Origin of the sequence: Metasolibacillus sp., from assembly GCF_025291715.1 — a bacterium.
Lineage (GTDB): Bacteria > Bacillota > Bacilli > Bacillales_A > Planococcaceae > Metasolibacillus > Metasolibacillus louembei.
Genome location: NZ_JAMBIZ010000005.1, coordinates 24,753 through 39,790, shown reverse-complemented (window position 1 = coordinate 39,790; position 15,038 = coordinate 24,753). Strand labels below are relative to the sequence as shown.

Sequence of the window (15,038 nt, the reverse complement as noted above, 5' to 3'; positions counted from 1 at the left end):
GACTACTTTCTGCGCCGTTAGCTCCAAAAATTTGAAAAATCATTAACCGAGGCGTAATTGATTATACACTCATTCGCATAATTTCTTGGTAAGCTTCAACCACTTTATTTCGAACTTCCATTGTGGCATTTAGTGTGATACTCGCTTTTTGTGAAGCTATCATTACCTCGTGTAAATCCACATCGCCACCATTAATTAATTTATTCGTCAATGTGTCGGATTGAATTTGTTGCGCATTCACTTGTGCAATTGCGTCCTTTAATGTTGCCGCAAAGTTTTGCTGCGCCTCGTAAGGTGTTACTGTTAACTTATTAGGTTGCTGTACTCCTTGTGTTGGAGTAAACATTGATATGGAGTTAATCATCGCCATGTGTAATCACAGTTCCTTTCAAATTTGTTATTTGCCGATTTCTAAAGCTTTTGACAGCATCGATTTATTGGCATTGAACACCGTTACATTCGCTTCATAGGAGCGCGTTGCAGAAATTAAATCAACCATTTCTTTTAATGGGTCTACATTTGCCATTCTTACATAACCATTCTCATCTGCATCAATATGTGTTGGATTATAAACAAGCTTAAACGGTGTTTCATTATCTTCGTTAATGCGTGATACCTTCACACCATTCCCGACACCATGTTTCACAGTTTTCCCCATTGCTACATTTAAAAAGTTTGAAAACTGACCTTCTTTTGCTGTTAAAGTGACTGTTTTACGACGGTACGGCTCCCACTCACCATTCACTTGCTTTGCTCTTGTCGTATCAATATTTGCCATATTTGAAGAAATTACATCCATACGTAAACGTTGTGCTGTTAAAGCGGAGGCAGTTGTATTCATACTATGAAAGATTGTCATACTTATTTCCCTCCTTTAATTACTGTATTTAGTGTATTTAATTTTCCATTTACACGGTCAATAAGCGCATTATAATAGATTGTATTTTCAGCCAGTTTAGCTTGCTCTGCATCCATATTTACACCATTTCCATTATGACGAGCTCTTAAATTTGCATAATCAAATACGCCTGATTTAAATTGCTCTGCATCGAAATCATAATGTCGAACATCGTTTTTATTTGCCGCAATTGATGTTTGTTTAGCACCTTCTAACATACTTCTAAAACTGACATCTTTCGCCTTATAGTTTGGCGTATCGACATTTGCAATATTGTTAGCAATTGTTTTATGTTTTAAAGTCGCATAAGAAAGGCCATTTTCTATATTGCGAATTGTTCCACCGAATAAATCCACACTATCCACCTCTTTTAATATATAGGGTATTCGTCACATTTCGATAATAGTTTTGTTAGTTTAATTGTAATTAAGTTAATCCATAGTGTCTATTGTCTTTTAGCTTTTTTAGATAGTCTATAAGAACTATTTTATTCTATTTCTTTCTCTTCATTGTCGAAAAATCAAAATGGATTTTTATGTAAAATATCATTTTTTTACTTCGTTACGATAAATATTACCAAAAAATCTACATTAATCACTATGTTTCATTTAAAAAATAAATCAATAAGACTATTTTTAGCACCAGACTGTTAGGACTATGTAAAAAATAATTTATATTAAAATGTATAAAATCTTTTCTTCTTTTAATAGAACAATAAAAGTGGCTGTTTAAAAGTGATATCACTTTTAAACAGCCTATAACGAAAACGCTTTTTATTTCATTTTAATTTCAGCTAATGCAACTAAAAATTTATCGTTCAATACTTTAATATAAGTACCTTTCATCCCAAGTGAGCGCGACTCGATTACACCAGCAGATTCTAGCTTGCGTAATGCATTGACAATAACTGAACGAGTAATACCTACGCGGTCTGCAATTTTTGAAGCAACAAGCAGCCCTTCGTGACCATCTAACTCCTCGAAAATATGCTCAATCGCTTCAAGCTCAGAGTATGATAATGAATTAATCGCCATTTGCACAACAGCTTTTGAACGAGCCTCCTCTTCAATTTCCTCAGCTTTTTCACGTAAAATTTCCATGCCGACTACTGTTGCACCATACTCAGCTAAAATTAAATCATCATCGCTAAATTGATCGTTAATACGTGCAAGGATTAACGTCCCTAAACGCTCTCCACCACCAATAATTGGAACAATCGTTGTTAAACCAGATGCAAATAAATCTTTATTTTCAACAGGGAACGCTGTATGTTCATTATTTACATCTAAGTTTGGCGATGTTTCTGTAATATTAAATAAGTTTTGTGTATACTCTTCTGGGAATTGGCGCTCCGCAAACATTTTTTTAATACGCTCATTTTCGATTTGCTGGTGAATTGATAAACCTAAAAGCTTCCCTTTACGACTTACGATAAAGACGTTAGAGTCGATAATGTCACCTAACGTATCCGCCATTTCTTTAAAGTTTACTGGCTTACCAGCAGTCGCTTGAAGCATTGCGTTAATTTTTCTTGTTTTTGATAATAAATTCATTTTCTATAGTCCTCCTAAGGCTATTTCTGTATTTACGTAATATTCTAAAGGTTTTTATAATTTATAGCAATTATCTATGTTTTAAATATTGTAAAGACTTCTACATTTTTTCATGAAATAACATTTGCTATAAAATAAATTGTGATAAATCTTTATTTTTCACGATATTTCCTAGTTTTTGCTCAACATATGCAGGGGTAATTTCAATATGTGCTGGTGCAATTTCAGAAGCTTCAAATGATAGCTCCTCTAATAAGCGCTCTAAAATTGTATGCAAGCGTCGTGCACCAATGTTATCTGTTTCTTGATTAACTTCTGTTGCAATTTCAGCAATGCAATCAATCGCTTCATCTGAAAATTCAATTGTTACATTTTCCGTTTCTAGCAAGGCTTTATATTGCAAAATAAGCGATTGGTCTGGCTCTTGTAAAATGCGGACAAAATCTTCCTTCGTTAACTTTTCCAGTTCCACACGAATTGGGAAACGCCCTTGCAATTCGGGAATTAAATCGCTCGGCTTTGACATATGAAAAGCACCTGCTGCAATAAATAGCATATAATCTGTTTTTACAGGACCATATTTCGTCGTTACAGTAGAACCTTCTACGATTGGCAAAATATCGCGCTGTACACCCTCGCGTGAAACATTTGCTGAAGAGCCGCTGTCTTTGCTTGCAATTTTATCAATTTCATCAATAAAGATGATACCTGTCTGTTCAGCGCGCTGAATCGCTTCTGCTGTTAGTTCATCTGTATCGATTAATTTATTGGCCTCTTCCAACGTTAAAATACGACGTGCATCTTTTACTTGCACTTTGCGCTTCTTTGTTTTCTTTGGCATTAAATTCGCCAACATATCCTGCATGCCGCTCATTTGCATTTCCATTCCTGGCATATCCATTAATGGTGCTGCTTGCTCCATGACCTCGATTGTTACCCACTGGTTTTCAAGCTTACCTTGCGCTAAATCCGTTGCAATCTGACTGCGACGGGAGCTTATTTCTGCTTCTTCCGCTGGATTTTCCTGCTCAGCTTGCTCTTGCTTTTGTCCAAAAAGCATTTCAAATGGATTTTGCTGCATTTTCGCCTTCTTTTTTGAAGGTGCTAGCAATTTCACAATCGCTTGATCTGCCAGCTTTTCTGCCTCTTCCTGTACAGTTGCTAACATTTCTTCTTTAACAAGGCGTAATGAAGCCTCTACCAAGTCCCGTACCATTGATTCTACATCGCGTCCAACATAGCCTACTTCTGTGAACTTTGTTGCTTCCACTTTAACAAATGGCGCTTTTGTCAGCTTCGCAATACGTCTTGCGATTTCCGTTTTTCCAACACCTGTTGGACCAATCATTAAGATGTTTTTCGGGATAATTTCACTTTTCATTTCATCGTTCAGTAAAGAACGGCGATAGCGATTACGCAGTGCAATTGCTACTGCACGCTTTGCCTCATTTTGCCCAACAATGTGACGATTTAAATGCTCCGTAATTTGTCTTGGCGTTAAGTTTGTCGTCATTATAGCGCCTCCACGATAATATTATGATTTGTAAATACACAAATATCAGCAGCTGTCGTTAAAGCTGCCTCTGCAATTTGCTGTGCCGTTAAATGCTCCCCTGCATGTTGCTTCAATGCGCGACCCGCAGATAATGCATAATTACCACCTGAGCCAATCGCTAAAATACCATCATCTGGCTCAATGACTTCTCCTGTCCCTGAAACAAGAAGCAAAGTAGATTTATCCATTACAAGCAACATTGCCTCTAATTGACGCAACATTTTATCACCGCGCCATTGCTTAGCTACCTCAACAGCTGCACGTTGTAAATTACCATTATACTCGTTTAACTTACCTTCAAACATTTCAAATAAAGTAAAAGCATCTGCTACTGACCCAGCAAAGCCTGCTAATACGTTGCCATTAAACAGACGTCTGACCTTTCTTGCTGTATGTTTCATCACAACTGCATTTCCTAACGTTACTTGACCATCACCAGCCATTGCACAACCACCTTTATGATGGATTGCAAAAATCGTCGTTGCATGTATTTGCCCCAAATAGATTCCTCCTTAAGCTCTTGGATGTGTATTCATATACGTTTTACGTAAATGCTCCTTCGTCACATGTGTATATACTTGTGTCGAGGAAAGATGTGCATGTCCTAATAGCTCTTGTACAGTACGCATATCTGCACCGTTATTTAATAAATGTGTAGCAAATGAATGTCTTAGCATATGCGGATAAAGCTTCGTATGCAAGCTAGCTTTATTTACCATCTCATTTAGTATATGACGTACACCTCGTGGCGTAAGTTCGCCACCTCGCATATTGACAAAAAGATAAGAATGCTCCGTCTTTTTCATTATATGTGGTCGCGCTTCCTCAATATAGGTTTGCAGCGCTGTACGCGCATATTCACCAAACGGTACAATGCGCTCCTTACGCCCTTTCCCCATAACGCGAAGTATCGAATAATGGAAATCGATATGAGATAGTTCCAATGTCGTACACTCGCTTACTCGAATACCTGTTGCATAAAGCAGCTCCAGCAAAGCGATATTGCGCAGCGATTGAAAATCTTGCCCTTGATTCGCTTCAAATAGTTGTGTCAGCTCTTCCTCATAAAAAAAGTTTGGAAGTCGCTCCTCTTTTTTCGGGTGATACAATGATCGAAAAGATGAATCGTCCAAATCAAATTCTCTATGCAAAAAGCGGAAGAAGGAGCGAATTGCAGATATTTTTCTTGAAATAGATGCTCTTGCTTTTTTCTCATCATAAAGCTTTGTCACATACAATCTTGCATGAATATATTCAACATCTTGTAAACTTTTAATACCTTCCGTTTGTAAAAACGTCAAAAAATGCTGAATATCAGTCTCATATTCCCGCACTGTATGTACAGAAAAGTTTTTTTCAATTTGCACATAGCGAATAAACTGATGCAGCCACTCATTTTGCTGATTTGACATAACATAGCCTCCTTAAGCGGAGCAAATTAATTACATACTGACACTATACCGTAACTCCAAAATTAGCAAGTAAAATATGCGTAAATTTTAAAAAATCAATGGATTTTGTCAATTGCATGACAAGCAGTCGTAAGACACCATAATTTTTTACATATCATCTAAATCAATTACGCCTCCGCGTAATTGCGTCCAAATTTTCCCAAACTTGTTTGCAGTAGAAGTTCCCCTAAAGCCGTCACTTCCTGTGACAACGGTGAACTGACCTGCATCGTGCAGGCCTCCTTTTCAAAATCTGTGACCTCCACCGAAGGCTTTATCTCGGTGCAGTGGGTATCCAACCACCCACTGCACTAAGTAAACATATGGCATTCATCCCCTCTCTACTGAGGAAAGGGGTTTCTGCTGAACCAAGGTAAAAGCCCTTCAAATTATACAATTCAAAGGGCTTTTCTGCAATTAAATTGTTCTCGAATTCACAAAATTACGAATTGTTTCCAATGCTCGGTTCGCATGGCGCTCCGCACGCTCTGCTTTTGATTTAATACGCTCACCTAGCTCTGGGAACAGACCGAAATTGACATTCATCGGCTGGAAGTTTTTCGAAGCTGCTTCCGTAATATAGCGTGCCATTGAGCCAAGCGCTGTTTCTTCTGGGAAGTATAATAGCTCCTCACCTTTTGCTAAACGCGCTGCATTAATACCGGCAATTAAGCCGCTTCCTGCTGATTCAACATAGCCTTCAACACCTGTCATTTGACCTGCAAAGAAAATCGTTGGCTGTGCTTTTAATTGATATGTTTTTGCCAATACTTTCGGCGAGTTAATAAATGTATTACGATGCATCACACCATAACGTACAATTTCAACGTTTTCTAACCCTGGAATTAGCTGCAATACTTCCTTTTGTGGACCCCATTTTAAATGCGTTTGGAAGCCAACAATATTGTATAATGTGCCGGCCGCATCATCTTGGCGCAATTGCACAACCGCATATGGACGCTTACCTGTTTTCGGATCTTCCAATCCAACTGGCTTCATTGGTCCAAACAACATTGTTTTTTCACCGCGTGCTGCCATAACTTCAATCGGCATACAGCCTTCAAAATAAATTTCCTTTTCAAACTCTTTTAGTGGTACAACTTCTGCCTCAATTAATGCTTGACGGAAACGATCGAATTCTTCCTTTGTCATCGGGCAATTTAAATAAGCTGCTTCCCCTTTATCATAGCGCGATTTTAAATACACTTTGTCCATATCAATCGAATCTTTTTCGATGATAGGCGCTGCCGCATCATAAAAGTATAAATATTCCTCACCTGTTAATGCTTGAATTTTCTCTGCTAATGCCTTTGATGTTAAAGGACCTGTTGCAATAACAGTAATGCCTTCTGGAATTTCTGTTACTTCCTCATGAATGACCTCTACTAATGGATGGTTTTTCACCGCTTCCGTTACATAGCCTGCAAATTCATGACGGTCTACCGCTAACGCTCCACCTGCTGGGACTGAACAATTATCCGCCGCCTTCATAATGACAGAATCCAGCATCCGCATTTCTTCTTTAATGACGCCTACCGCATTTGTTAACGTATTCGCACGTAAAGAGTTAGAGCATACCAACTCCGCAAATTTATCTGTATGGTGCGCGGGCGTTTGCTTGACAGGTCGCATTTCATAAAGGCGTACCTTGATACCACGCTTTGCGATTTGCCATGCTGCTTCACTGCCAGCTAAGCCTGCCCCAATAACGTTTACTATTTTCTCTGACATTTACTTTACCAACTTTCTATTGTGATGGTGTTTCCTCGTAATCACAATCTGTATTTGTACATTGAATTTGTACACCTTTTTTCAATTTCTTTTCAACTAATAATGAGCTACATTTTGGACATGGACGGTTAATCGGCTTATCCCATGACACAAATTCACATTCTGGGTAGCGATTGCAGCCGTAGAACAGACGCTTCGTTTTACTTTTACGCTCAACAATTTCGCCTTCCTTACATGTAGGACATTGTACACCAATCGGCTTGACAATCGCCTTTGTATTGCGGCAGTCTGGGAAATTCGAACAAGCCATGAATTTGCCATAACGTCCAAGCTTGAATACCATTGGCGCGCCACATTTTTCGCAATCCTCGCCGGCAGGCTCATCTTTGATTTCGATTTTTTCCATCGCTTCGTCCGCATATTCTACACGTTTTTCAAAATCTTTATAGAAGGCATCGATAACTTGTACCCAATTGGTCATACCTTCTTCTACACCATCTAAATCCTGCTCCATTTTTGCTGTAAACTCAATGTTCAGTATTTCTGGGAAAAATTCAAGCACAAGCTGATGAACAATGCCGCCTAACTCAGTAGGAACAAAACGTTTCGCATCAAGCTGTACATAGCCACGTTTTTGGATTGTATCTAACGTAGGTGCATATGTGGAAGGTCGACCAATACCTAGCTCTTCCAAAGTTTTTACTAAGCGTGCCTCTGAGTAACGAGGAGGTGGCTGTGTAAAATGTTGCTTCGGCTCAATTGATACCGTTTTTACTTTATCGCCAATTTCCATCTCTGGTAGGAGCTTTGCCGTTTCTTCGGTTTGATCATCTGTACCTTCTATATAAAGCTTCATAAAGCCAGGAAACTTCACATGAGAACCGTTTGCTCGAAATTTTACATTTTCATTTAATAAATCGACAGAAACTGTGTCTAAAATAGCAGGTGCCATTTGGCTAGCAATAAATCGCTCCCAAATTAGTCGATATAAGCGCAGCTGGTCACGACTTAATACTGCCTTTAACTCATCTGGTGTACGCATTGCGCTCGTAGGACGAATTGCTTCATGCGCATCCTGTGCATTCGATTGTTTCTTCGCTTGCTTTGGCTCTGTCGCAATATAGTCTTTGCCATATTTTGTATCGATATATTGCATTGCTTCGGCCTTTGCCGTTTCAGAAATACGTGTCGAATCTGTACGCATATACGTAATTAAACCGACCGTTCCTTCTTTTTTGCCGATATCAATACCTTCATATAGCTGCTGTGCAAGCATCATCGTTTTCTTCGCGCGGAAATTTAGCTTACGTGCTGCCTCTTGTTGTAGTGAGGAAGTTGTGAACGCTGGTGCTGCATTGCGTTTACGTTCCTTTTTCGTAACATCCGTTACAGTGAAGTGGTCGCCTTTAATATTTTTCAATATTGCCTTCACTTGCTCTTCGTTTGTTAGCTTAATTTTCTCGGCTCCATCACCATAATAAAGTGCGTCAAATTGCTTTTTACTTTTTTCAAATAGCCCTTCAACTGTCCAATATTCCTCTGGCACAAAGTTCGTAATTTCATTTTCTCGATCGATGATTAAGCGTAGCGCAACAGATTGCACTCGCCCAGCAGATAAGCCTTTTTTTACTTTCTTCCATAAAATTGGGCTAATATTGTAGCCAACAAGGCGGTCTAAAATTCGTCTCGCTTGCTGTGCGTCTACTAAATCTAAATTAATTGGGCGCGGATGTTTAAATGATTCTAAAATTGCGTCCTTCGTAATTTCATTAAACACAACGCGACAATCTGATTCGATATCGATATTTAAAGCTGTTGCTAAATGCCATGCAATCGCTTCACCTTCGCGATCGGGATCGGCCGCTAGATAAATCTTTTTCACTTTTTTAGCAGCTGTTTTTAATTCTTGTAAAACAGGCCCTTTACCACGAATTGTAATATACTTAGGCTCATAATTATTTTCAGTATCAATGCCCATTTGACTACGCGGTAAATCACGTACATGTCCTATTGAAGCCTTTACTTTATATTTTTTACCTAAGTATCGCTCAATTGTTTTTGCCTTTGCAGGCGATTCCACTATTACTAAATAATCTGCCATTCATTTCTTCCCCCTTAGAGAGGTTACTTATTTTATATTTTAATACGCCACGGTATTTCCATTCCCTTTTAATTGGCGTTAAATTGCTTTGTGAAATAAAGCCTCCACGGATAATATAGGTGCTCAGGCGCAAACACCTAATTTGGTTTAACCAAAGCTTAATTGATTACACAATTTTTGTGAAATACAAAGCATACCTGTTGCAAAATGTATAACAGATTGACACAGAATGCAACTTTTTTTCAATATTTCATTTGAAACATTTGTAATTCGTCCACAATTTGCTGCCCGTTCCATATCGGAATTGCCCCTTCTTTTAATAAATTATTCGTTCCTTTTGACTGCTCTGAATCAATTGGTCCAGGGACAACAAAAATATCTTTTCCATGCTCTAGGGCATGGTCTGTTGTAATCAATGTACCACTTTTAGCTGCAGCTTCTGTCACAACTAATGCACAGCTTAAACCGCTAATAATTCGATTACGCATTGGAAAATGCCATTTCTTCGGCCCCATGTATGGTGGGTATTCTGTCAATAATAAATGCTTATTGGCGATTTCTGTAGCAAGCTGTCGATTTTCCTTTGGATATATATATGAAAAACCATGCCCAATAACCGCAATTGTATGGCCTCCTAATTCTATTGTCATGCGATGAGCGAGTGTATCTGCGCCCTTTGCTAGACCACTTACAATGACATATCGCTCGGCAATTAAAGGTGGCAATATTGATTGTAAAGCTATAATTGAATAATTTGTCGCATTGCGTGAGCCAATACAGGCAATTTTTCTTGGATATTGTAATAAATCAAGCTGCCCTTTCGCATAAATGACTGTAGGAGCGTCTCTAAGCTGTAATAAGCTTTTTGGGTAGTATTTACTCATAAAAGGTATTGCACGTATATGACATCGCTCATAATACGTCTGAAACGGTGTTTTAACTGCCTTTATATAATTTTGCTGTAATGTTTGAGCTGTTTGGAGTTGGACTTGAAGTGCTTGTGCAAGCTCTCTTGCTGAAATGGTTGGCAATTGTTGCAATGTACCTATTTCACTTAATAAGCGCTGAAGTTTATTTAATGGTAGAGGGTAAACATAGTGTAACGCTAATAATTGCTGTATTTCATTTTGCATGTCATCTCTCCTTATTGAAAGTTAGTATGACCGCATAGCAAATTTTTTGCGACGAGTAACCGCAGGAGCACAATTTTTCTGCAACGAGCAACCACAGGAGTAAACGATAGCTTATAGGGATCGCTATATAGAAAAAAGTGTAGCATAAAATATGCTACACCTTCCACAACAATCGAAATTAATGTGTTTTACATTTGTCGTAAAGACCTTTTTCTTTGATGACACGAATTAATGTTTCGCCGATAACAGATGGTGTATCTGCTACTTCAATACCTGCTGCGTTCATCGCTTTGATTTTTTCAGCGGCTGTACCTTTACCGCCTGAAATAATCGCACCAGCATGTCCCATACGTTTACCTGGAGGTGCTGTTTGACCACCGATAAAGCCAACAACTGGTTTTGTCATGTTCGCTTTTACCCACTCAGCCGCTTCTTCTTCAGCTGTACCACCGATTTCACCAATCATAACTACCGCATATGTGTCTGGGTCGTCATTGAACGCTGATAATACATCGATAAAGTTTGTCCCGTTTACAGGGTCACCACCGATACCAACCGCTGTTGATTGACCGATACCTTCTTGTGATAATTGGTGTACTGCTTCATACGTTAATGTACCTGAGCGTGATACAACACCAACATGACCTTTTGTATGGATGTAGCCTGGCATAATACCAATTTTACATTCATCAGATGTAATAACACCTGGACAGTTTGGTCCTACTAAACGTGTTTTCTTGCCTTCCATATAACGTTTTACTTTCACCATATCAAGAACAGGGATATGCTCTGTAATACAGATTGCCATATCTAAGCCTGCATCTACTGCTTCCATAATTGCATCTGCTGCAAATGGTGCTGGTACGTAGATAACAGATACGTTAGCGCCTGTTGCATTTACTGCGTCTTGAACAGTATTGAATACTGGTACTCCTTCTACTTCTAAGCCGCCTTTACCCGGTGTAACACCAGCTACGATTTTTGTACCGTATTCAAGCATTTGCTTTGTATGGAAAAGTGCTGTTTCCCCAGTAATCCCTTGTACGATTACTTTCGTGTCTTTATTAATATAAACACTCATTAATTCTCCCTACCTTCCTTAGCCTACAAGTCCTACGATTTTTTGTGCGCCATCAGCCATAGAATCTGCTGCGACAATATTTAAACCAGATTCGTTTAATAATTTTTTACCAAGCTCTACGTTTGTACCTTCTAAACGCACTACTAATGGAATTGTTAACCCTACTTGCTTCGTTGCTTCAATAACACCCTCTGCAATAACGTCACACTTCATAATTCCACCGAAAATATTAACGAAAATACCTTTTACATTCACGTCAGATAGGATGATTTTAAATGCTTCTGTTACTTTTTCTGCTGTAGCGCCGCCCCCAACGTCAAGGAAGTTCGCCGGTTGACCGCCGTAATAGCTGATTGTATCCATTGTTGCCATTGCTAAACCAGCACCGTTAACCATACAGCCGATGTTACCATCTAAAGAGATGTAGCTTAAATCATATTTAGAAGCTTCGATTTCTTTTGCATCTTCCTCATCAAAGTCACGTAATTCAACGATGTCTTTATGACGGTATAATGCGTTTGCATCGAAGTTAAATTTCGCATCAAGTGCTACTACTTCATCGTCACCTGTTACAACTAATGGGTTGATTTCAACGATTGATGCATCTTTTTCAACGAATGCTTGGTATAAGCCTAGCATTAATTTAACTGCTTTGTTTACTAATTTCGCTGGAATATTCATATTGAATGCCATGCGACGTGCTTGGAAGCCTGTTAAGCCTGTTACAGGATCAATCACTTCTTTGAAGATTTTTTCAGGCGTATTCTCTGCCACTTCTTCAATATCCATACCGCCTTCTTCAGAGCCCATTAAAGTGACACGAGAAGTCGCACGGTCAAGTACTAAACCTAAGTAGTATTCTTTACGAATATCTGATCCTTCTTCAATGTAAAGACGTTTTACTTCTTTACCCTCTGGACCAGTTTGGTGTGTTACCAATATTTTACCAAGTAGTTCTTTTGCGTAAGTACGTACCTCGTCAAGATTTTTGGCAATCTTAACACCGCCCGCCTTACCTCGACCACCTGCGTGGATTTGTGCTTTTACAACTGTTACGTTAGCGCCTAATTCTTTCGCTACTTTCACAGCTTCATCTGGAGAAAACGCTACTTTTCCTTTCGGTACAGCAACGCCATACTTTCTCAAGATTTCCTTCCCTTGATACTCATGGATATTCATAATCCATCCTCCTATCAGACAATTTGGATATTATTTTAATTACCATCATCTATTTTATACAAACAATCTGACAATGTCTATAATTGTCTTTTATGCGGAATTTTCAATTAATTATACTGTATTATTCTCGGAAAAATGTTGTTTTTTGTTATAAAACAGCAAAACGACGCTAATCGCGTCGTTTTAATTCATTATGCTGACGATCCAAATGATAAATAAAGGCGAATACTTCCGCTACTGCTTGATATAGCTGCTCTGGTATTGTTTCGTTTAAATCAAGCTGTCCTAACAATTCGACAAGATTCGAGTCCTCATGAATCGGGACATTATGGAGTGATGCCTGTTCTAAAATATTTTCAGCGATTTTCCCTTTACCCTTTGCTACTACTTTTGGACCTGTATTTTCACCAGGGTTATAGGAAAGCGCAATCGCTTCTTTTCTGACATATCTTTTTTCACTCATACGCGAATATCCACCCCGCTATGCTCCTCTGCTTGTTCTGATATAGGGCGGTCGCTTTGTTGTTGTACTGAGCTTTCAAATTGCTTAATAAAGACAGCTGATAATTGATAATCCTTGCTTAACAAGCCTTCCTTCAACGATTTTTTTAATGGCTCTGCTAATGGTGCCAATCCTTCATTATCGTTAAAAAGTGTTACTGTAACAACACGATTTTGCACTTGCATATCGATAACTGTTTCTTGCAAAGACTCCATATGCAAATAGAAAAGAACTCGCGCATAGTTGGCATCAATTTTGCCATCTTCTTTCATGCGACCATTCCACTGCAAAGTGGCATCCATTTTTTTACCGAAAAATTCTAACGGTACTTGCATAACGAGCTGATGCTGATGCCCATTTTCACCTGATAACAACTGCATACCATTCATACGTGCCATCACCGTTTCAGCAGCGTCACGTAGTGCAGGTGGTGTTGTCATATCTTGAATCAGTGCTAATAACTGTGGCTTTAGCTGTCCTGCAACAGCTTGCATATCTACCGCTTTATTTTGCAGCGTTGCCTCATAACTTATCCCTAATCCTTTTAATACGGTTTTCATTGCTTGTTCCACTGCCTTGCTGTCCATGCTCGATTGAAGCTGTGCATCTGCCTGTGTTAGCTGTGATTGAATCGCAGGCTGTGGTATATTTTTAGCTTCTTGTACAATATTTTTCAGCAATGTGTCCTGTTGATGTGCCGTCAGCTCAGGCTTTAGCATGGATAAAATTTGTTCTTTTGCTGATAAGCCATGCTCATTCATCGTAAATTGCTGTGTTGCTGTGTTATTGGCATAGGCTTTTAATAGTTCCGTTTGCAGTTGCTGTCCAAATGCTGTGAGTGTCTGCTTGCTTTGAGGTAGCTGTGAAAAGCGTTCAACAAGCTGCTGTAAGTGCTCCTTTTGTGTTGTCGTTAATAGCGTATCATTTGCGATAAAGGCACGTGCTTGCTCTACAATAGCACTACTTTGCTCTGGTCTAGCTTGCAGTATTTGTGCGATAAGCTGTCCTGCGCTATTTGCGGGTGCTTGTCCTTGCGCTTGCTGTCCTTGCCAATTAGCTAATGTTGCATTTTGTGGTACTACTCCTGCCTGCTTTAGCAACTGCAATGCTTGTAACCGCTCACTAACATTCGATGCTGAATCACTTAGTAGCTGCACTGCTTTACCAAGCATCATTCCACCAAGCTCTGCATCAAACGGCTTAGCAAGCGATTGAAGCTGCCCTATAATAGAGGATTTTAATTGCTCATTGCCACCTATTGTAGCTGCTAATTGCTGCAATAAATTTTGCAGGGCTGTGGACATACCATCTGTTTTTGCTCCTTGTACTAACGCTTGAAATACTTGATTGGTAAAGGGCATTTTGTATTCCACCATGCGCTGTATTGCGAGGAGAGCATCTTGCTTCGAAATCCCTTCAGGCAAGCTTTTCATCCATTGCTCCGCCTGTATCAACTGCTCTCTTGAAATGGGCATTTGCTGCTTCATAAAATGACCTAACACCTGTTGCATATCTGCTGTTTTTGGCAAATTCATCGCTTCTAAAAGCTGTGTCATTTGCTGTGCTGGTGTCAAGGTTGCCGACATTGGATTAGAGACGACCTTTAATTCCGCTTGTGCCCCTACCGTATTCGTCACTTGAAAGAAGTGTGCATCCCCGACCTTTAACGGCACCTCTAATTTTGCAACTAATTTATTATTACCAACTTGTATTTCTGCCATTTGATCTGGGTAAAGCTGCTTAATTGTGCCATGAAATATTTGTCCTTGCTTTAATGTAAGCGGCTGATTTGCTGTCATAACTTGCGCTTGAGCTTGCGTTGTAATTGGATTAAATGATGTAGATGTCATGCAA

General features: G+C 39.1%; 14 protein-coding genes. All 14 read right to left on the bottom strand.

Annotation, left to right across the window (positions count from 1 at the left end; genetic code table 11):
- Positions 1–61: 61 nt before the first annotated feature.
- The 14 genes from fliE to M3Z76_RS05010 all read right to left on the bottom strand — a co-directional run bounded on the left by fliE (position 62) and on the right by M3Z76_RS05010 (position 15,034).
- Positions 62–364, bottom strand: coding sequence for a flagellar hook-basal body complex protein FliE (gene fliE / locus M3Z76_RS05075; protein ID WP_293921386.1), 303 nt, complete (start codon positions 362–364; stop codon positions 62–64).
- Between the two features lie 33 nt (positions 365–397).
- Positions 398–859: a flagellar basal body rod protein FlgC gene (flgC, locus tag M3Z76_RS05070; RefSeq protein ID WP_293921340.1), complete on the bottom strand. Its 462-nt coding sequence runs from the start codon at positions 857–859 to the stop codon at positions 398–400.
- Between the two features lie 2 nt (positions 860–861).
- Complete coding sequence (flgB, locus tag M3Z76_RS05065; RefSeq protein ID WP_293921341.1) at positions 862–1,254, bottom strand: flagellar basal body rod protein FlgB; 393 nt, start codon at positions 1,252–1,254, stop codon at positions 862–864.
- Positions 1,255–1,671: 417 nt separating this feature from the next.
- Complete coding sequence (gene codY / locus M3Z76_RS05060; protein ID WP_293921342.1) at positions 1,672–2,451, bottom strand: GTP-sensing pleiotropic transcriptional regulator CodY; 780 nt, start codon at positions 2,449–2,451, stop codon at positions 1,672–1,674.
- 127 nt (positions 2,452–2,578) lie between these two features.
- Positions 2,579–3,967, bottom strand: a complete 1,389-nt coding sequence (gene hslU, locus M3Z76_RS05055) for an ATP-dependent protease ATPase subunit HslU (RefSeq protein ID WP_293921387.1) — start codon at positions 3,965–3,967, stop codon at positions 2,579–2,581.
- On the bottom strand, positions 3,964–4,506 hold the full coding sequence (hslV, locus tag M3Z76_RS05050; RefSeq protein WP_293921343.1) for an ATP-dependent protease subunit HslV: 543 nt from the start codon (positions 4,504–4,506) through the stop codon (positions 3,964–3,966). Before hslV ends, hslU begins: the two co-directional genes overlap by 4 nt.
- A gap of 12 nt (positions 4,507–4,518) precedes the next feature.
- The gene (gene xerC, locus M3Z76_RS05045) at positions 4,519–5,418 is read right to left on the bottom strand and encodes a tyrosine recombinase XerC (RefSeq protein WP_293921344.1); all 900 of its coding nucleotides are present in this window, start codon (positions 5,416–5,418) and stop codon (positions 4,519–4,521) included.
- Between the two features lie 456 nt (positions 5,419–5,874).
- Positions 5,875–7,188, bottom strand: coding sequence for an FADH(2)-oxidizing methylenetetrahydrofolate--tRNA-(uracil(54)-C(5))-methyltransferase TrmFO (trmFO, locus tag M3Z76_RS05040; protein WP_293921345.1), 1,314 nt, complete (start codon positions 7,186–7,188; stop codon positions 5,875–5,877).
- 16 nt (positions 7,189–7,204) lie between these two features.
- Entirely contained in the window at positions 7,205–9,289 is a 2,085-nt protein-coding gene (gene topA, locus M3Z76_RS05035; protein ID WP_293921347.1) for a type I DNA topoisomerase, read from the bottom strand.
- A gap of 242 nt (positions 9,290–9,531) precedes the next feature.
- On the bottom strand, positions 9,532–10,422 hold the full coding sequence (gene dprA, locus M3Z76_RS05030) for a DNA-processing protein DprA (RefSeq protein ID WP_293921349.1): 891 nt from the start codon (positions 10,420–10,422) through the stop codon (positions 9,532–9,534).
- 178 nt (positions 10,423–10,600) lie between these two features.
- Complete coding sequence (gene sucD, locus M3Z76_RS05025) at positions 10,601–11,503, bottom strand: succinate--CoA ligase subunit alpha (RefSeq protein WP_293921350.1); 903 nt, start codon at positions 11,501–11,503, stop codon at positions 10,601–10,603.
- 18 nt (positions 11,504–11,521) lie between these two features.
- Positions 11,522–12,682: an ADP-forming succinate--CoA ligase subunit beta gene (sucC, locus tag M3Z76_RS05020; protein WP_293921351.1), complete on the bottom strand. Its 1,161-nt coding sequence runs from the start codon at positions 12,680–12,682 to the stop codon at positions 11,522–11,524.
- Positions 12,683–12,851: 169 nt separating this feature from the next.
- Entirely contained in the window at positions 12,852–13,145 is a 294-nt protein-coding gene (locus M3Z76_RS05015; protein WP_293921352.1) for an EscU/YscU/HrcU family type III secretion system export apparatus switch protein, read from the bottom strand.
- Entirely contained in the window at positions 13,142–15,034 is a 1,893-nt protein-coding gene (locus tag M3Z76_RS05010) for a hypothetical protein (protein WP_293921353.1), read from the bottom strand. Before M3Z76_RS05010 ends, M3Z76_RS05015 begins: the two co-directional genes overlap by 4 nt.
- Between the last annotated feature and the right edge of the window lie 4 nt (positions 15,035–15,038).